Raw genomic sequence first — 18,298 nt, 5'->3', positions numbered from 1 at the left:
CGGATGAATCAGGGATAGACAGGTATGTGCCTCGGTGGCACCGGCACCTCCCAAAACTTCAGGTAATGCACTAACAGTCCGATCGAATGCTTCAGCATTTCTATTGACTTCGAGTCACACAAAGTCTTGGGATGTAGCCGAGCCAGATAGTGCCTCAATCGAGTGAAATCACCCTAGACTCGGGTCATATACAACGGGTTGACGATATCTGGTCACCATCGATGGATGTAGTTGGGATACACATTGAAACCATCTGTAACATAGAAGAAACACTCCCACAAACCCTTCGTACGCCCACACCAGTTCAAAGGTCATTGTACTACGCTCTCCGATTCCGTAAGCTAGAATACCAGTCAATAGTCAGTTTCTCGGGTTTCTTTTTCCCAGGTGGTGTTAAAGCCAGTAGCAGGTCGAGTTGTAGTCTAGTTAAGACCTCCACCGCCGCAGAGTGAGGAGCATTTCGCTGTAGAGCTGACGGCTGACGGCTGACGGCTGAATGCTTACGTTGAAATCCCTGGTAAGCGAGTTTAATTAAGGTCTCAGGGAGAAGTGTACATTGGTTAATTTGGGAAGTAGATTGCATAGTGAGACTTAAATTAAATGAGGTAGACAAGTTTGGGATTTTAGGGAATAGCAATACATCGCTTTTTTACCATTATTCCAAAATTTGCTCATTGTGTGTAACTAGGATTAACTAATGTTGAAGTTTCCCCCAAGAAGCATGTAAATCTCAATCTAACCTACACCCAACGCCTATGGTAAACAACCTAACAACCTTGGCCAAAAGGCCACGCGCTTCGCAGCAAAGCGGGACTTCGTCCATCGCGTTCAACCTTCAACCTAACAACCTTGGCCAAAAGGCCACGCGCTTCGCAGCAAAGCGGGACTTCGTCCATCGCGTTCAACCTTCAACCTAACAACCTTCAACCTAACAACCTTCAACCTTCAACCTTGGCCAAAAGGCCACGCAATCGCGTTCAACCCTTGAAATTAACCCCCAATTCCTAGCCTTCCTGCCAAAGCTGAATTAATGGGAATCAGAGTTGCGACCATTAAAAATAATGCCAATAACCCCCACAATGCTCGAGTATCATCGAGTTCGGTAATTTCATTGAGGCTAGGACGTTCTAAACTCCGCTGCAAGAACAAAATCAAGATTCCCCAGTACAAAATGATGGGATTGGCTGGATTGATTAAGGCCAGAATCCCCAAAATTACTAAGGTGGCAATGGTAGTAAGTCGAGCAGTTTTGCGTCCGTAGATAGCTTGGACAATTCGCCCACCATCGAGTTGTCCTGCTGGCATTAGGTTCAAAGCTGTTATGGTTAAACCTAGCCAACCGACAATGGTGAGAGGGTGAACATCCACTAAAGACTCTTGGAGAGCACTACCGAGCACTAACTTTGCCAGCCCTCCGACTAAAATTGACTCTTGGAAGAATTCCGCTGGCACCTGAAAGGCACTGCCTTGATGAGAAAGGAATAATCCCGCCATCAGCATCAGTAGAGACACTACACCACCTACGGCTGGTCCAGCTATAGAAATATCAAATAATACTTTTCGATTTGGTAATAAGGATTCAAAGCGAACCATAGCACCAAATGAGCCGATTTGCAAGCTGGGCAGGAAAAAGGGTATGCTGAGGCGAATGTCGTGAGCTTTGGCTTGCCACCAGTGACCGAGTTCATGGGTAATCAGAACTATCCAAATTCCGATGGTAATCGGTAAGGCTTCCCGAAACCGTTGGGGTTCACTGAATAAATCAAAGTCAAGCAGTAACCCAGATACTTCTAAAGTGGTGAAAAATGTGGCAATTACCAGAACCAGGGCTAATATTTTTTGCGCAACTGTAGTGGTTCGTGGGTCATTGGTACTGGGCAAGACAATGACAACTGGTTTCCCTTCTGGATTATCGACTAAAAATAGCCGATAGCGATCGCTTAATTTTTCCTTTAGATTAGCTGACAAACGAGAATGTACAACTTCTGCATCGTTTCCCCGCAGATTGCCTGTAAAAATTGCCCCTTCCTGATATTTTATAGTTTCCGTCGCAAAGAAGGTATCAATCCCAAAAATCTCTTTAATCAGTTGTAGGTCTTCATCAGGAATTGTAGCTACTCCGATCCTGGTAGTATTCGGACCCTCGGATACGGCAGTTAAATTGTTGTAAGCTGCAGTATCTTGCTCCTCAGACTTTTGGGCATCTTTGCTTTGTTGTTGATCCTCGAACAGTTTGGTGGCACGCTCCCGCCAAACCTCATCTTGACCTGCTGCACGTAAGAGCCTGCCCAAGTAGATGTATAGGCCGGTGGAAGCGAGTAGCAGAAATAGGATCCCAACGATATTCAGGTAAATTCCGATGCTGACTAAGCCAAAGAATAATAGCCAGGGCAGTGTCAAGACTACTGACTGTAACCAGGCTAAAATTCCCAGCTTGCCGTAAGAACGAGCGCGGTTATAGCCCCAACCTAGAACACCAAGGGCTACGAGTATGATTACCAAAGTGACAGTAGTCTGTGATCCGTTAAACATTATCAATTCAATTTTGATGGAGTACTAGTTTGTTTCCAACTTTGGAGAGCGGCTCTGAGATCACTTTGGTTTTGCTGTAGGAAGCTGGCTCCCTCTACTTGGTCTAATCCTGTCCAGTACATTAGTAGCGCTAGTTTTACCTGGCGTCCACTGCGCTCTAGTAAGTGAGCGCAGTCTTCTCGGCTGAGGTTGGTCAGGTCTTTGAGGATGCGCAGGGCTCGGTCATGAAGTTTCTTGTTGGTCACTGCCACATCTACCATGCGATTGCCGTAGACTTTGCCAAGCTTTACCATGGCTCCAGTGGAAAGGATATTCAAGGCCATTTTAGTGACAGTACCGGCTTTGAGGCGAGTAGAGCCAGCTAGGATTTCCGGACCAACTAGCAGCCGAATATCGATATCAGCATCAATACTGACCTGTTCAGGGGGGACACAAGCGATCGCAATAGTGGTTGCGCCCCGCCGTCGTGCCTCTTGGAGTGCGCCGTGGACAAAGGGTGTGGTACCACCTGCGGTAATGCCTACCACCACATCTAGGTCATGTACCCGGCGATGGGCGATCGCTTTTGCACCATCTTCCCGTCGGTCTTCCAAATCTTCAGAACTCCGCACCAATGCCCCTGCTCCTCCAGCAATGATCCCTTGGACTAGGTCTGGGGGTGTACAAAAGGTGGGGGGACATTCGGCAGCATCGAGGACTCCCAAGCGTCCACTGGTACCAGCCCCCACGTAGAAGAGGCATCCTCCTTGACGCAATGCCTTTGCTGTGCAGTCAATGGCTTGAGCTAGCTGGCTACGAGCTGCTGCGATCGCATCTAGGGTTTTGGTATCTTCTTGATTAAATAGATCGACTAACTCTAGGGATGTCAGCTGGTCAAGGTTCTGACTATTGGGATTAATCTGTTCGGTCAGTAGATGTCCCCGTTGTTCTAAATTTTGCATTATTTATTTAGTCATTGGTTGAAGGTTGAAGGTTATTTGGTTGAAGGTTGAACCGTTGACGGTTGTTCGCCTTTGCCGATTCGGTGTCTGGTAGGTTGTTTGGTTGTTTGGTTTACCGGTCAAGGGGGACAGTTAAAAAGTATTCCTCAAATTTTTATCAGTTTACAATAAATTTTCCAACTGACGGCGAATGCGGTCTAGCTCTGATATTTCTGGTTCTTCGGTTTTCTTGACGTCAGGTTGCCAATCAGTCTTTTCTAGATTTGTTTCCGGTGGCATGGCCAACATTCCTTCAGTAACCAACTCCGAGTCATAACCAGCCGATTGGCAAAACTCTTCAATCTCTTCTAGATCGATAGCTTCCACGGTTGCTGTTGGGAAATCCTGGGCTTCGAGCAATAAAGCAAAGCGGGTAGCATCGTCTTCCTCTTCAAACATCAATACCGTTTGCTTATCGCCAATTTGGATGGTGTGAATTCCCTCGTTTTCTGTCCGGGCATTAAATAAAAGGACGTATACTTGCTTAGGTGCCATCATAAATCTTATATAACCTTAAGTAATCGTTATTTTTTAATTGTTTTTATAGGATATCTGATACCATTTTGCTTTAATGCCAGGGAGAGATAGCAGGAGGGCCAAGAGAGGCAAGAGGGGCAATAAAAAATGGTCTATTTGTAGCATTCTTTGAGCTACTTGATTAACAATTCCACTACAATGCCACTGCTAAACCATCTTAGCAGCAACTGAGCTATCACCACGCTCCCCACTTAGCACGCTCCCCACTTAGGACTGACCGACTCTCCGACTCAGTACTCAGGACTCAACATGCTCCGCACTCAACACCACCATATCGTGCGATCAAGGTATTGGTTGAATCTTCTTGATTGCGCAGCCAAGCCCACATTTGGTCTCCGAGGCAAAAATGCCACCACTCTCTAGGATGACACCGGAACCCAGCCGAGTACATTAAATTTTTTAACAGCTGTCGATTGTGATGATAAGGCAAGTCTTGTTGATTGGCGTAATAATCGGGATGGGAGCGTGGTGAGACTTCATCAATCTCAGAGCCCATATCAATGGTTTCACCGGTAGCATCGACCAGGGTAATATCTAACGCACCACCTGTACTGTGAGGGGGTGGAGTCATAGGGTTAGAGCTGGGTACTGCCCAAAATTGATAGACTTGTTCCCAAATGGCTTGCTGTTGTTTTTCCGATAGGGTGCTTGGGTTGAGTTGTTGTGCCTGAACTACTTGGGCAAAGGTATGGTCAACCATGAATTGTTGGACTTCCACCGGTCGATAGCCATCAAAAATCTGGATGCGCCAACCTGGATGCTGCTGTTGGAGTTGGCTTTGAGCCACAAAGAGTGCTTCTATCACACTCTGGCGCAGATAATAAGGGGAAGCTTTACCATAAGGTGCCCCCAGTTTTTGGTAGGGATGAGGGGTACGAGCGGCAAATTGTTCTAAGGGAATGGGGATGAGGGGTTCTCCACACTCTACAATTGGGATTTGCTGATAAGGTTTCATAAGTTATAGCAGTTATCAGTTTTTTCAGCATACTCAAACCACAAGAGTCACTACTTCTTCTCTGTTCCCTGTTCCCTGTTCCCTGTTTCCTGTTCCCTGTTCCCTGTTCCCTGTTCAACACTTCTAGATTTATCGCTATTACCATTAGGATAAACGTCAGGCACGGGATCATAACCTCCTGGATAGAGAGGATGACACCGTAGAATACGCCGAATGCCTAGCAAACCGCCCCGAAAGACACCAAACCGCTCAATGGCTTGGATAGCATACTGGGAACAGGTTGGTTGAAAGCGACAGACTGGGGGAAATAGGGGGGAAATAAACGCTCGATAGCCTCGAATTAGCCAAATAAGTAAAAATTTCATGTAATGGTCACCCCATCTAATACAGTAATAAATAAGTTTTACAGTATGCTGCCATCAGATCCTTGTTTAATTCTGTACCCTCGATAGAATCAATACCAACCCTATGGCTGCAAATTGCACTGATTGCTGTCGGTCTCGGTGCGATTGTGCTGCTGGCGGAAACACTACATCAGCGCACCGCCCGGGATTCAGAAATTACCCGTAAAATTGTTCACATTGGCACGGGTAACGTGATTTTAGTGGCTTGGTGGCTACAAATACCTGCCTGGGTAGGTATTTTGGCCTCAGTTATCGCTGGTGCGATCGCTCTTTTGTCCTATTACATTCCTATTTTGCCTGGTATTAACAGCGTTGGGCGCAAAAGCCTAGGCACTTTCTTCTATGCTGTCAGTATTGGTGTCGTGATTGCCTGGTTTTGGCCATTACAACAATTCCAGTATGCCGCTATTGGTATTTTAGTGATGGCATGGGGAGATGGACTGGCAGGACTGATTGGTCAGAAATTTGGTCAACATCCCTATCAGGCTTGGGGGATGCAAAAAAGCTGGGAAGGGTCTGGAACCATGGCGGTAACTAGCTATGTAGTCAGTAGCCTGATCCTTTTCGCTGTTCAAGGTAATGTCTGGCAAACCTGGTTGATGTCAATTGCGATCGCATTCTTTGCCACAGTCTTAGAAGCCTTCTCCAAGTTCGGTATTGATAATCTCACAGTTCCTATCGGTAGTGCAGCAGTAGGGTTCTTTTTAAGTCAAATCCTCACCTTGGGTTAAAGGGTTCTTGAAATAGATCAGTTTATGAGCTTGTGCTTGAAAGTAGATATTAAACTAAGAATAAATCAAACGTTGATAGGAATGGAGAGTTGATTCAATGTTAAAGTTTTACAAAAATCCCATGTCCAACAATGCCCGACGGGTATGGATTGCTTTATTAGAAAAACAGATTGAGTTTGAGCCTGTTGAAATAAAATTAGATGGTGATCAATTTACGCCAGAATTTATTGAAATCAATCCTTTTCATCACGTTCCAGTCCTAATCGATGATGGATTTAAAGTGATAGAATCCTTAGCCATCTTAGATTATTTAGAAGCTAAATATCCAACTCCTGCTCTGATGCCCACTGATCCTCAAGCTATTGCTACAGTGAGGATGATAGAACTGGTCAATGTCAATGAGCTTGCTCCTGCTATCGTAACATTTATGCGCCATAACTTGGAGATTGAAGTAGAAGCAAAAAAATTAGAACAAGCTCAAAAACAAGTTGCCACAGTGATGAAATTTTATAGCGAAAAATTGGGCGATCAAAACTATTTTGTAGAAGGGCAATTTACGGTAGCCGATATTGTCGCCGGTTTGTCGGTATATTTTCTCAGCAAGATCGGCGTTTCTTTAGCTGACTATCCCTCAGTCCAAAATTGGCAAACAGCTTTACAGCAACGGGAAAGTTGGCAGCAAGTTCAACCAACACCAGAAGAGTTTGAACAGAACGTGAGACGCATTCGCCCACCTGGCCGTAGGCCACGCTACGCGAACGTTCAGGTTTTAAAGTTACCGTAAGAAGAGTAGAGCCTTTATGGTTGGTCGGCTATGTATAAAAGGTTGAAACTTTTGTAGTAAGGCTCTACTCTTCTAAGGTTTCGTCTCCATGGTTAGTCCACGCTAATAACAATAGCCAAAAACCTGGAACATCAATCAATCTATTGTCGTCTCCATTTTTGGATGCTAAAATGTTAAATATCAATCTTATTATAGACCAGTGAAAACGCCGACCAAAGTCATCAGAACTGACAAATGGAAACTTAATCCGTCTTCCGAACAAAAAGCCTTGTTTGCGGAGACGGTCAAAGTTTATCGTCAGGCTTGTAGGTACTTGGTTGGCATTATTTATACTGATTGGTCTGAGCTTGGTGGATTGACAGCAGATCAGTTAACTCCTGCTGTCGAAAAGTTAATGCATGAAACAGCCAAGCGTCCAAATATCAAATATCCACAATTCAATAAAGCTTTTTACAAATTTCCTAGCTATTACCGTCGAGCTGCAATTGCATTTGCGGCTGGACAGGTTAGTAGCTTTGTTACTCGATATCGGGAATGGCAATCTGGTAACAGAAAAAAGAGAGATAGTAAGCCGCCAAGACTAAATGGTGATGCTGGCTGCTATCCTGCTTTGTACAAAGGACAGTGTTACAAGCTGCATGGTTTCGACCAAGTAGAAATCAAAGTTTTTGATGGCAAAAACTGGGTCTGGACTATGGTTCAAATCACCGTTTTAAGAGAGCGCCACCAGGTGACTACAAACAAAATGATGTCTCCGTCGTTGATTTTCAATGATAGGTGCTGCCATCTGTCTGTTCCATTCACTTGTAAGCCAGAAAAACGCAAACCAGAGGCTAATGTTACTGCGGTAGATTTAGGTATAAACACTACGGCTACCGTAGCAGTCGTAACCCATGACGGCACTGTAATCCATCGTGATTTTATTCACCTTGGAAGAGACATAGACCGCAGGGATAAACGACTAAAATCCGTATCTGTACGAGCATCTAAAACTATGGGTAAAGGCGGCAAACTTCACAAGGGTTTCTGCTCTAAAACCTATAAAAAATGCCAAAGAATCAACAACCAAATCAGCCACATAGTTTCTAAGCGAATTGTTGAGATGGCTGAGAAATTTAACTCTGAAGCGATCGTATTTGAGAATCTTAAAGGATGGAAGCCGAAGGGTGGACGAAAGCGGTCTAATCTAAGGCAAAGATTCCACGGTTGGCTTAAAGCAAAGATTCGTGATTTTACGGAAATGAAATGGGCTGAATTAGGTGGCAGAGTAATAGAGGTTGTTGCTGCCTATACTTCAAAGTTGGCTTTTGATGGCTCTGGTACGGTCAAACGAAATTCCCAAAAATACTCCTTGGCAACCTTCCCTTCAGGTAAGCGGTTTAATGCAGATTTAAACGGTGCTTACAACATCGGTGCCAGAGGCGTGTTTAAACTCACTCGCAGAAATGGCGAGGAGGGTCGTTCCAGCAAAAGATCTCGACGACCGCCTAGAAGCTGGGCTTGTCTATGTGACCTGTGGACGCTTCGTAGTTCCAGGTTAGCATAGGACACCACCACCTCGTTCAGATGGTGGAAGCTTCATATGTTTAAAGCAAAGGTGAAAGCAATTTTGTCACGGTAAACCACTAGAAAATTGGCAACGCCTGAGTTAACGGGAGTAGGGAGTAGGGAGTAGGGAGTAGGGAGTTATGAGAACCGCTAAATTACCACATGACCTACATCACAGTGTTCGCTCCCAGCTTAAATCATCCCACCAATAGGCAACCCCACATTAGCTTTAGGGGCGCACGCTGTGCGCCCCTAAGGGTGTTGTGTATTCCAGCAAGAACCACTATAACTAGCGTTCAAATTCTAGCTAAAATCGAAGAATTTACCGAAGAATTTACCAAGATGCCTCTTTCTGCTCAAAGGGGTCACCGCTAAAGGGTTGAACACCAATAGCAGGATAAATGTCATCATTAGGACCAAAAATCCTAGCTACTGCTTCAGAAAGATATTGAATACTGCTTTCCAATAGTTTGTAAAAACCCATAAAATTGCTCTCCTGAATTAGTTGAGTTAGAGTTGAAAACAGCAGCAGTGGTTATAATTACCGCGAACCTTTAGCTTTTCTGGTGGTTCACGATTACTTTCCTGCTCTCATCAAATTGCTGTTCTCAAATTATTGAGTATTAACTCTCAGTAAAGACTGAAAGACGTTTTTGTCTTGGTGTACTTTATCTTATCGAGAATTATCGGTTTGGTGGCAGGTTAGTAATATTTGTTTGGCAATATTTGCAATACTTTTATCAAGCTTGACTAATCACTAAGATTTGTTTGGAAATTTTGAGAGGCTTGTTAACAAATCTGTACCTATTTAAAGTTCCTTTACCTTATGTTAAACATTACTACTTAAACACTACTACCATGAATGATAAACACCAGGAATTAATACCTACACCTGAGGACTATAGCTTATTAACTGACCTGTATCAGCTGACCATGACAGCCTGTTATAGTGGTGAAGGCTTAGCCCAAAAACCAGCTTCCTTTGAACTATTTGCGCGACGTTTACCTAATGGCTTTGGTTACTTGATTGCTATGGGACTCGCCCAGGTACTCGACTACCTGGAACAGTTTCGCTTTAGTCCCCAGGCACTAGAAGCATTACAACAGACAGAAATTTTTCAGGGAGCACCGGAACAGTTTTGGTCACTCTTAGCAGAAGGAAGCTTCACCGGTGATGTCTGGGCAGTGCCTGAGGGAACAGCAATGTTTGCTAATGAACCGTTGTTGCGGGTGGATGCTCCTCTGTGGCAAGCACAGATAGTAGAAACTTACCTACTCAATACAATTAACTATCAAACCTTGATTGCCACTAAGGCAGCACGGCTAAGAGATGTGGCGGGGGCCGAGGCTACCTTACTAGAATTTGGCACTCGACGAGCCTTTAGTCCTCAGGCATCCTTGTGGGCAGCACGAGCAGCTATAGCAGGTGGGTTGGATGGCACATCTAATGTATTAGCAGCCCTGAAATTAGGATGTCAGCCTAAAGGAACCATGGCTCATGCTTTGGTCATGGCGATCACAGCAGTATCTGGAAGTGAGCAGGATGCTTTTACGGCCTTTTATCGCTATTTTCCCAATGCTCCCTTATTAATAGATACCTATGATACAGTAGCAGCCGCTAAAAGTCTGGCTCAACGAATCGCAGCTGGAGAAATCCAAGTGACTGGAGTACGTTTGGATTCTGGGGATTTAGTCACCTTGTCCCAAAAAGTGCGATCGCATTTACCCAATGTCTCAATTTTTGCCAGTGGGGATTTAGACGAGTATGAAATAGCCAGACTCAAACAGGCTGGTGCTTGTATCGACGGTTATGGACTCGGAACTCGCCTAGTCACTGGAAACCCAGTCAATGGAGTCTACAAATTAGTAGAAATTGATGGCATTCCCACCATGAAACAGTCCAGTAGCAAAGTCACCTATCCAGGACGCAAGCAAATCTATCGCCAATTTCACCAAGATACAGTGATCAAAGACCGGCTAGGATTAATGGCTGAATCCTGCCAAGATCATGAACAACCCCTGCTCGAACAAGTCATCAAACAAGGTCAACGACTCAAGCCACCAGAATCCTTAGACACCATCCAAAAACGCACAGCTGCCTCTGTTGCCAGTCTTGCCACGTCAACCCGACAACTTCATCAGCCAAGCCCACTACCTGTAGAAATTTCTGATGCCCTACAACAGCTCACCATAGCTACCTCCAAAAGGTAACCTGTCACATTAATCAATAACTTAGATTGAATGCCAACTGCTCTATTTCCTACTCCCTACTCCCTACTCCCTGCTCCCTAAAAAACCAGAAATATGTACTTAATAAAATCGTAAACCGCTATAACAAATAACTACAAATACCGCCAGCACAGAAGAGACGTATAAACTACCAAAATCACTGGAAACGCCACTCTTCCAAACTCCATTAATTTGCTAATCTTGATTTTACCAGACTGAAACCCCTCACTATTCCCAATCACCACCATCAACAACTGTAAGCCATTGAGTATGTAAACGATATAAAAGGCATAGTCGAGAGCCACTACATAGCCAACCCCCTCCGGTAGTCCTTCTATCAAGCTTAGATGGTAAAATACAATCGCTAGTAGCAAGCCACTTACTGCTTCTACGGACATGTGATCGAAGGGGAGAAACATAAACAGGTATCCCACCACCACAAAAAATAGTAGAGGCAAAAGATTCTTGATACTAAAACTGACTAAATCCCGCTTGATTTTAATAACCACATTGAATCGAGAATATTCGATATCCGAATCTGTGTCTATAAATCGTCGATTGCCCAACGTGGAATTGTTAATCACCGTATCCTGGAAAAAGGCAGCACTCTCAACACTCCAATCGGTAATCTGATCAAACACTTTAGCTGTCTTCCAATTTTTGAGAACTTCTTCTGTAGTGGTATCTCTCATTCCCACGAAGTCCACTACATAAATTAGCTTGTCCCGAGTTAGGTTGAGATGTCGAAATCTCGCTGATAGGGTCTGAAGGTCAAACGGGTAATCGTGAAAATCAAACTTTTCATGAAAATCGGCTTTAACCCGGTATACTTTATATTTTATATCATTGTTTAAATCTGTATCTATCGGTTCTTTTAAGGTCAATTTTTCTCCTGAATCTAGCCGCTCAATGCCATAATTTGTGAACTCGATTTGGTCGGCTGTAATATCCCCTTGGTACCTAAACCAAATGAAAAAATCAACCAAATATGAGGAGGTTTTTTCATCTATGTGACTAATCTCATTGATATCCATCCCGGTGTAAACGATATGGGTTTTTACCATATAGTTATTACCAACCTTTACAATTTCACCACTGTCGAGCTGTTCCTCCAGATTAGCAACAGCCCGTAAGTCCGGGATTATTTGCAGCTGGCTAAATGCTGAAATAAAATTTCTTCTATCAAAAATACCCACAAAAACGGGTGCTACTGCATTACCATAATAGTCAAAATAAATATTTCTGGTTGCCCCCTTGAACGCCGTTTCCTGGCTATTAATAGTTGCTAAGCTTTCTTTAAGCATCAAACGGTCTTTCGGTAAATCGTCCCAGGTAATATCAGAGCGTTTAATTGCCTCAACAATGGCTTTTGCCGCATCATAATAGCAAGTCGCCACCCATCCCGGCGCTTGTTTGTACTGCTTTTCAAATTCGTTTCTGAACTGTTGACCCCCATCATCAGAAATGTCAAAAATAATCGGAGCAATGGCATAAATTCCATTGGTAAAGAAGCCTGGTTCATCCTTCTCCTCTGGGGAGTATTCAAACCGTTGCGCCAGGGATATTTCTGCTAAAGAGTCACCGCCAAAAATGGGGAAATCCATCCCAGAACTCTTCATTTTGGCAATTAATCCAGCCACTTGATTGCGATTCGCTGTCATCACAATCACTCCTGGGTCTTTCCCACTATTTTTTAAAGCCAATAAATCTTGATAAATCGTTTCTATGCCTTGGTCTATATCATCCCCTAATACCCACTTACTGACTACTTCTCCCCCTAACTCCTGAAACGTCTCTTCAACAGTCTTCCCTAAGGTCAAGCCATAGCTGCTGCTGCTGGAAACTAGGCTAATCTTTGAAGATCCCAGAATCTTTTTGATGTAATTGGCAATAAAAGTACCCTGAGCACTGTTAGAAAAAATGGTGCGAAAATACCAACTGTTCGATTGGGTGACCCCATCAGCAGTAGCTGAGCCGGTCACCGCAGGAATCTTATAGTCTTGATAAACTTTGCCAGCAGCCGTAGATACCCCACTACTGTAATGACCAATCACTGCGATCGCATTTGATTGAGCAATCTTCTTCGCAACCTGCTGTGCCACATCCGGATTGCCTTGGTCATCATAAACTTCAAGCTTAAATTTTTTCCCCTTAACACCGCCAGCCTTGTTAACTTGCTTAATGTAAAGTTGAGCACCGTCTACCATTGCTCTGCCTGAGCGTTGGGCTGATTCACTAGCATTGCTTAACGGAGCTGCGATCGCAATGGTTATCCTCTCTTGATATCCCTCGAAGGTATCAATTGCTACAACTGTAGCCCAGGCAAGCAGTACTATAGATACTAATACGATGGCTTTTTTTAGCATATATCACCTGATCAGTTGAATGGTCACAGATTACAGGTTACAGGTTTAACGTTACAGGTTTAACGTTACAGGTTACAGGTTGTTCGCGTAGCGTGGCCTTTTGGCCAAGGTTACAGGTTGAAAGTTACAGGTTGAAAGTTACAGGTTGAAGGTTGTTCGCGTAGCGTGGCCTTTTGGCCAAGGTTACAGGTTGTTCGCGTAGCGTGGCCTTTTGGCCAAGGTTACAGGTTACAGGTTTAACGTTATAAAGTTTATATTTTACGTTACAGGTTACATGTTACATGTTTAACGTTACAGGTTGCCAGTTATACATCCGGCTTTCAGTTGTTAACCCTCTAATCTTCAACCATCAACCATCAAACCTTCAAACCATCAACCATCAAACCTTCTATCTTAAACCATCAACCATCAACCATCAAACCATTAACCATCAACCATCAAACCATCAACCATCAAACCATCAACCATCAACCTTCAACCTTCAACCTTCAACCTTCAACCTTCAACCTTCAACCTTCAAACCATCAACCTTCAAACCTTGGCCAAAAGGCCACGCGCTTCGCAGCAAAGCGGGACTTCGTCCATCGCGTTCAACCTTACCTGGCTTCGCGAGTGGGCAATCACGCCCTTGCTGCAATGGCGGCGATTAAACCTTTCTAAAAACCACGAATTAGAACTGTCAATAAAATTATTTAAAACAGGATAAAGGCTTGTGAAAAATGATCAATGATCAATGATTAATAGACTGAATTATAGCCAAGTCAACCTTTTTACAATCAACCTTGTCTAAAAAAAACATCCCTTAGGACTTTTAGAATAAACTAGGTGGCAATTTAATCAATATTTTTTTAATTTTATTCTCTCTATTGACTTTATTATATCTATTACTTATTTTTAATATAGCGGTTATGATATTAATGAGGTAGACATAATTTTTTACCTATTCCCTATTCCCTATTCCCTATTCCCTATTCCCTATTCCCTATTTTCTGTAATAGAGCCATAGCAATTGCTTTAGCTAAGATCCTCAGGGATATCACCGGCACTTCCGTGCTATAAATTCGATAAACTAATAGGTGGTAACTATTCATCTATCAGCTCCTCAGCCGTCAGCTTTGGAAGGGTTAACTTCTGTTGCTCTCATCTGAATGTTCGCTTTTCCAGGTTTAGATACTTGTTTAATTCTTTAATTAAATAAAACAATACACCATTAAACCTTTTAAGCAAAGCTTATGAAGCATAAGTAACAACAGGGATTAATTATGAAATAAATGTGAAATAAATGTGAAATAATGTGAAATTAAGCTCAACTGATGATCTGAGCTCAAGTTGTGATCAAATGGCGCAGATCGACCTAGAGGTCTCCTGTCCATGGAACACTGTCAAGAAAAACCTTTTGAAACCTTCATGAACTTCTGGCTATGAGGCGGTGGATGAACCTTCCTGTAGTGGTATCAATTTAATTGTAGTTAAGAATATAATTTATATTTAATAAGTAAAGTATTGTATTATACTGAAAGGTTGAGCTAATTTGTTAAGTGAACAACATAATTATTATCTTGGCTGAAGTCAGCCTGGTCATCGTAGTTTTCTGTCTAGTCAACTGGCTGGTGGGTATACTATTCAAGCAACTGATCAGAGTTGCTTGGTTCCAAAAGGTGAACAGCAATGCTAGAAACCTCCGCCAGAACCTCCAGGCGCTGATCGTTATCTGTTGTATAGCGCTATGCCTTCTAATTGTTGGTGGCAACGGTTGGCTGATCTATCGCGGGAAAGACCTCAAGGAATACACACTTGGGTTAGTGAGCAATATTCCCAAAGGATTCTGGATAACCCTTGGCACTGGGTTAGGCAAATGCATCTGCCTTCTGATGCTAGTTGCGTTCGCCATGAAACCCTTGCAGCGTTTGCTCAACTATGGCTGCGTTCGGGCAAAGAAACTAGAACAAATCACTGCTAGTGATGAAAGCATTGAGGATTTGTTCAGTTACTTAACCAAAATCCTTACCAGTGGACTCTGGCTGCTTTCCCTAATCTGGTGTACCCAGTTTCTGAAAGTGCCAGAATCCACAACTAAGTATCTGTACGTTCTTCTTAACATCTATCTGATTATTGGAATCGGGTTGCTCATTCTGAGATCCATCGTGGTCATTATCGATAGCATAGACAACCTGACTGTTCAATACTCTAGCCCTGATAATATCCTGCGATTCTATAGCAATCTCAGGCATCGGATTCCTTTCTTTAAGGGGTGCCTAGAATATATAATCTATGTTACCATGGCCACCCTGGTGGTTGAGCAAGTAGAGATAATTGCTAACTTAGCCACCTATGGATCGAAAGCTGTCAAAATTATCGGTATCATCTTCCTGAGTCGTGGCTTGATCGTGATCGCCAATTTGTTCCTCGAAGAAGCACTGCTTAGGTCCCCGAAGCTGACTGATGTGCAGCGAAAGAAGCGGTTAACGATTATTCCCATACTAGAGAGTTTACTGAAGTACTTGATTTACTTCGGTTCGGGTATATTGATCCTCGATACCATAGAAATTGACGCCACCCCAATCCTAGCGGGTGCTGGCATTGTGGGGCTAGCGGTCGGTCTTGGGGCGCAGAATCTCATTAACGATATGGTTAGTGGATTCTTTATTCTCTTTGAAAACTACTACCTGGTAGGTGACTATATCCAAACAGGGGAAGCCGAGGGGATTGTGGAGGCGATTGAACTGAGAACTACCCGTATTCGACACTTCAATGGTCAAATGCATATTATTCGGAACGGGGATATTGGCTCAATTACCAACTACTCCAAGGACTATATCTATGCTGTAGTGGAAGTTGGGATAGAATATGATGCTGACCTGGATCATGTGTACAGGGTGATCGAAAAGGTGGGACACCAGTTAAAAGAGAAGTATTCCGAGGTAATTGAACCGACCAAGGTGGATGGAATCGAGGACTTTGGGGATTTTGATCTGTCCATAAGAACCGTTACCAAAGTTAAACCTGGAAAGCACCGCCTGATTAAGCTAGTGCTTCGTAAAATGATCAAGGATTTCTTTGACCAGGAGGGCATTGAATTAAACTTTCAGGATCCGGTGTTTATTTTGAAACAATAGGGCCTAGGCAATGGAGGTGAGATCGCAGCAGTTGATTGGCCTTGGCCTTGGCCTATTGGCCACGCTACGCGAATGGGCCACGCGGGGCGCGTTTGGCCACGCTAAGCGAACGGGCGGTTGAAACTCCCACAGTTTGAGGGGCGTTGCACTTTTAGAGAGATGATTGGTGGTGGGATGGAACAGATGGAACAGCGGGAAGAGGGGGAAGTCAGCTGTCAGGCATCTATATCAGGCATATATCGGTCGCCTTTACATCTAATTGATTTATAAATTGAATCGTCAAGGGGAGAGGATTGTAGAGTTTTTCCCGCTTATTCAAAAATAGACAAGTTAAATAGGCGACAGCTTAGTAGGGTGAGTTATCAACTCACCTTACTCAAGGGAGTTACTAGGTAAGTCCTGATCAGTTGGAGTTCTGGGTAAATCCTATTTGAGTTGCCCCATTTCTCAGGTTCTGTCGATTGTACCTACTGTCATGCCCCCTAGTTGATTGACAAAAGTCTTTCAACTAGGGGGCTATCACCATTTGTATCAGGAGTTAAGCAAATAAGCTATATATAGCTTGTAGCAGTTCAAGCGTTCGCTGAAAGCGGGACGAAGTCCATCGCATTCTGTTTCCTTTGAGTGTACCCTAATCCGTGGCGCGTTTAAATTTTATAATTCTGAAGCTAAAACCCAACGCTAGGCTTAGATCACTTTTCACGCACTAGATGCTGAAGAGCAAACCTAATCTCAAACCCCTTTGAGCTTTTAACTAACTTTTAACTAACTATGGTCAATATTGCCCTGTTTGGTACCAGTGCAGATCCCCCAACTTGTGCTCATCAAGCCATTCTCCAGTGGCTATCCCATCACTATGACCAAGTGGTGGTTTGGGCCTCAGATAATCCATTCAAGTCTCATCAGACCACCCTAGAACAACGTTCCCAAATGCTCACGTTACTGATTGAGGAGATTGACCCGTATCAAAATCCGATCCGTGTCAGCCCCGACTTGAGTAGCCCGAGAACCTTGGAAACCATAGCACTAGTTAAACAGCGCTGGGGATTACAGGCAAACTTGACTCTGGTGATTGGTACTGATTTAGTCCGTCAGATGCCCCGTTGGTATCAAATTGAACAATTGTTAAAACAAGTACAGTTGCTGGTGATACCTCGTTCAGGATATGGAGTAGATCAGGCTAGTTTAGAAAAGTTGAAGCATCTAGGAGCACAATTAGCGATCGCTAATATTACGGTACCATCAGTTTCCTCTACAGCGTATCGTGAGAATGGTGATACAACAGCACTGACTCCTCTGGTTAAGGACTATATCCATCAAGAGCAGTTGTACCAATGACCCAAAGCAGCAATATAAAGGTCAAACTACCAGCTCTAGCCAACCTCCAGGTCAGGGCCCGTCATGTGATTTTTTCCGTCAATACCCAACAAAGCCGCCTTTTGGTACTCCAAGAGGAAGCCTTCCTCGGTAAATCGAGTTTACCAGGAACCTTGGTGTGGGACGGAGAATCATTAGACCATGCTGCCGATTGGCCTTGGCCTTTGGGCCACGCGGGGCGCGTTTGGCCACGCTACGCGAACGGATTTGGGCAGAGAAAATTCGAGTTAACAACGTGAACCTAGAGCAACTGTACACTTTCGGAGAACTAGGTCGTTATCAACCAAAATTGGTTAGAGTCGAGGTTACCTATAACCACCACTACGCCATGGGTTACCTATCCGTCAGTTACTTTGCCCTAGAGCGACTAGAAGAAGCTAAATTCAACACAGATGATGTCAGTGGTATTGCCTGGTATTCCATCGAGCATGTGCCGCAGCTCGCCTTTGACCATAATCAAATTTTGGACTATGGTTATCGGCATTTGCGCAACAAATTGGCAGACAATTCTGTCGCCTTTGACCTGTTCCGAGATGTATTTACCCTCAAAAATATCTATACTATTTATCGACTGTACACCACATTTTTTTGGGAAAACGTCTCTGATTATTACAATTTTAGCCCTCGTCTTTTAAAGCTATGCTTCCTGGCTGATACTAGTTGAAAAGTCTCTCAGGGAGCAGATCGTCCATGAATTTTGGACCGCTTTGATGCGGAGGCATATGCTCGTTTAAAGGAT

Annotated in this window: 18 protein-coding genes and 2 pseudogenes; 11 read left to right on the top strand and 9 right to left on the bottom strand. The window is 43.8% G+C overall.

Annotated elements, in window-relative coordinates:
- Positions 1-8: 8 nt before the first annotated feature.
- Both F6K57_RS17740 and F6K57_RS17735 read right to left on the bottom strand, forming a co-directional pair.
- A pseudogene (locus F6K57_RS17740) lies at positions 9-354 on the bottom strand (IS1 family transposase); the annotation flags it as partial.
- Complete coding sequence (locus F6K57_RS17735; protein WP_293028420.1) at positions 320-583, bottom strand: hypothetical protein; 264 nt, start codon at positions 581-583, stop codon at positions 320-322. The gene F6K57_RS17735 and the pseudogene F6K57_RS17740, both read right to left, overlap by 35 nt.
- A 266-nt stretch (positions 584-849) precedes the next feature.
- Here F6K57_RS17735 and F6K57_RS17730 point away from each other — a divergent pair, with 266 nt between their 5' ends.
- A complete protein-coding gene (locus F6K57_RS17730) occupies positions 850-1,008 on the top strand; it encodes a hypothetical protein (protein WP_293069594.1) in 159 nt (52 codons plus the stop codon).
- Here F6K57_RS17730 and F6K57_RS17725 read toward each other — a convergent pair.
- The 5 genes and pseudogenes from F6K57_RS17725 to yidD all read right to left on the bottom strand — a co-directional run.
- Positions 991-2,532 carry a site-2 protease family protein gene (locus tag F6K57_RS17725; protein ID WP_293069592.1) on the bottom strand — a complete coding sequence of 514 codons (1,542 nt, stop codon included), beginning with the start codon at positions 2,530-2,532 and terminating at the stop codon, positions 991-993. The two genes, F6K57_RS17730 and F6K57_RS17725, sit on opposite strands and share 18 nt — an antisense overlap.
- Before the next feature lie 2 nt (positions 2,533-2,534).
- On the bottom strand, positions 2,535-3,473 hold the full coding sequence (gene murQ / locus F6K57_RS17720) for an N-acetylmuramic acid 6-phosphate etherase (RefSeq protein WP_293059956.1): 939 nt from the start codon (positions 3,471-3,473) through the stop codon (positions 2,535-2,537).
- Between the two features lie 162 nt (positions 3,474-3,635).
- Positions 3,636-4,007, bottom strand: a complete 372-nt coding sequence (locus tag F6K57_RS17715; protein WP_364303389.1) for a DUF3110 domain-containing protein — start codon at positions 4,005-4,007, stop codon at positions 3,636-3,638.
- A gap of 286 nt (positions 4,008-4,293) precedes the next feature.
- Complete coding sequence (locus F6K57_RS17710; protein WP_293069590.1) at positions 4,294-5,004, bottom strand: M15 family metallopeptidase; 711 nt, start codon at positions 5,002-5,004, stop codon at positions 4,294-4,296.
- A gap of 158 nt (positions 5,005-5,162) precedes the next feature.
- A pseudogene (yidD, locus tag F6K57_RS17705) lies at positions 5,163-5,369 on the bottom strand (membrane protein insertion efficiency factor YidD); the annotation flags it as partial.
- A gap of 62 nt (positions 5,370-5,431) precedes the next feature.
- On the opposite strand from yidD, the gene F6K57_RS17700 reads away from it, so the two are divergent.
- The 3 genes from F6K57_RS17700 (at position 5,432) to F6K57_RS17690 (ending at position 8,469) form a co-directional block, all read left to right on the top strand.
- Positions 5,432-6,139 (top strand): diacylglycerol/polyprenol kinase family protein, encoded by a 708-nt coding sequence (locus F6K57_RS17700; protein WP_293041996.1) that lies wholly within the window; start codon positions 5,432-5,434, stop codon positions 6,137-6,139.
- A 97-nt stretch (positions 6,140-6,236) separates the two neighbouring features.
- The gene (locus F6K57_RS17695) at positions 6,237-6,923 is read left to right on the top strand and encodes a glutathione S-transferase family protein (protein WP_293069587.1); all 687 of its coding nucleotides are present in this window, start codon (positions 6,237-6,239) and stop codon (positions 6,921-6,923) included.
- A gap of 199 nt (positions 6,924-7,122) precedes the next feature.
- Positions 7,123-8,469 (top strand): transposase, encoded by a 1,347-nt coding sequence (locus F6K57_RS17690; protein WP_293069585.1) that lies wholly within the window; start codon positions 7,123-7,125, stop codon positions 8,467-8,469.
- A 336-nt stretch (positions 8,470-8,805) separates the two neighbouring features.
- On the opposite strand, the gene F6K57_RS17685 is transcribed toward F6K57_RS17690, so the two are convergent.
- A complete protein-coding gene (locus F6K57_RS17685) occupies positions 8,806-8,955 on the bottom strand; it encodes a hypothetical protein (RefSeq protein ID WP_198954255.1) in 150 nt (49 codons plus the stop codon).
- 374 nt (positions 8,956-9,329) lie between these two features.
- Here F6K57_RS17685 and F6K57_RS17680 point away from each other — a divergent pair, with 374 nt between their 5' ends.
- Complete coding sequence (locus F6K57_RS17680) at positions 9,330-10,682, top strand: nicotinate phosphoribosyltransferase (protein ID WP_293069583.1); 1,353 nt, start codon at positions 9,330-9,332, stop codon at positions 10,680-10,682.
- Between the two features lie 131 nt (positions 10,683-10,813).
- On the opposite strand, the gene F6K57_RS17675 is transcribed toward F6K57_RS17680, so the two are convergent.
- Positions 10,814-13,066, bottom strand: coding sequence for an ABC transporter substrate-binding protein (locus F6K57_RS17675; protein WP_293069581.1), 2,253 nt, complete (start codon positions 13,064-13,066; stop codon positions 10,814-10,816).
- 281 nt (positions 13,067-13,347) lie between these two features.
- Between F6K57_RS17675 and F6K57_RS17670 the strand changes: the two genes are divergently transcribed.
- From F6K57_RS17670 to F6K57_RS42035, 6 genes are all read left to right on the top strand, one after another.
- Positions 13,348-13,716 (top strand): hypothetical protein, encoded by a 369-nt coding sequence (locus F6K57_RS17670; protein WP_293069579.1) that lies wholly within the window; start codon positions 13,348-13,350, stop codon positions 13,714-13,716.
- An 888-nt stretch (positions 13,717-14,604) separates the two neighbouring features.
- The gene (locus tag F6K57_RS17665) at positions 14,605-16,182 is read left to right on the top strand and encodes a mechanosensitive ion channel family protein (protein ID WP_293024740.1); all 1,578 of its coding nucleotides are present in this window, start codon (positions 14,605-14,607) and stop codon (positions 16,180-16,182) included.
- Between the two features lie 117 nt (positions 16,183-16,299).
- On the top strand, positions 16,300-16,452 hold the full coding sequence (locus F6K57_RS17660; RefSeq protein WP_293069577.1) for a hypothetical protein: 153 nt from the start codon (positions 16,300-16,302) through the stop codon (positions 16,450-16,452).
- A 501-nt stretch (positions 16,453-16,953) separates the two neighbouring features.
- Positions 16,954-17,520, top strand: coding sequence for a nicotinate-nucleotide adenylyltransferase (locus tag F6K57_RS17655; protein ID WP_293069575.1), 567 nt, complete (start codon positions 16,954-16,956; stop codon positions 17,518-17,520).
- The gene (locus F6K57_RS42040; protein WP_364303364.1) at positions 17,517-17,798 is read left to right on the top strand and encodes a hypothetical protein; all 282 of its coding nucleotides are present in this window, start codon (positions 17,517-17,519) and stop codon (positions 17,796-17,798) included. The genes F6K57_RS17655 and F6K57_RS42040 overlap by 4 nt, the downstream gene beginning before the upstream one ends.
- Positions 17,717-18,223, top strand: coding sequence for an NUDIX hydrolase (locus F6K57_RS42035; protein WP_364303361.1), 507 nt, complete (start codon positions 17,717-17,719; stop codon positions 18,221-18,223). The genes F6K57_RS42040 and F6K57_RS42035 overlap by 82 nt, the downstream gene beginning before the upstream one ends.
- The last annotated feature ends 75 nt before the right edge of the window (positions 18,224-18,298 follow it).

Source organism: Moorena sp. SIO4A5 (genome assembly GCF_010672005.1).
Lineage (GTDB): Bacteria > Cyanobacteriota > Cyanobacteriia > Cyanobacteriales > Coleofasciculaceae > Moorena.
Note: the sequence above shows the minus strand (reverse complement) of the source record. Positions and strands in the feature narration are given on the sequence as shown.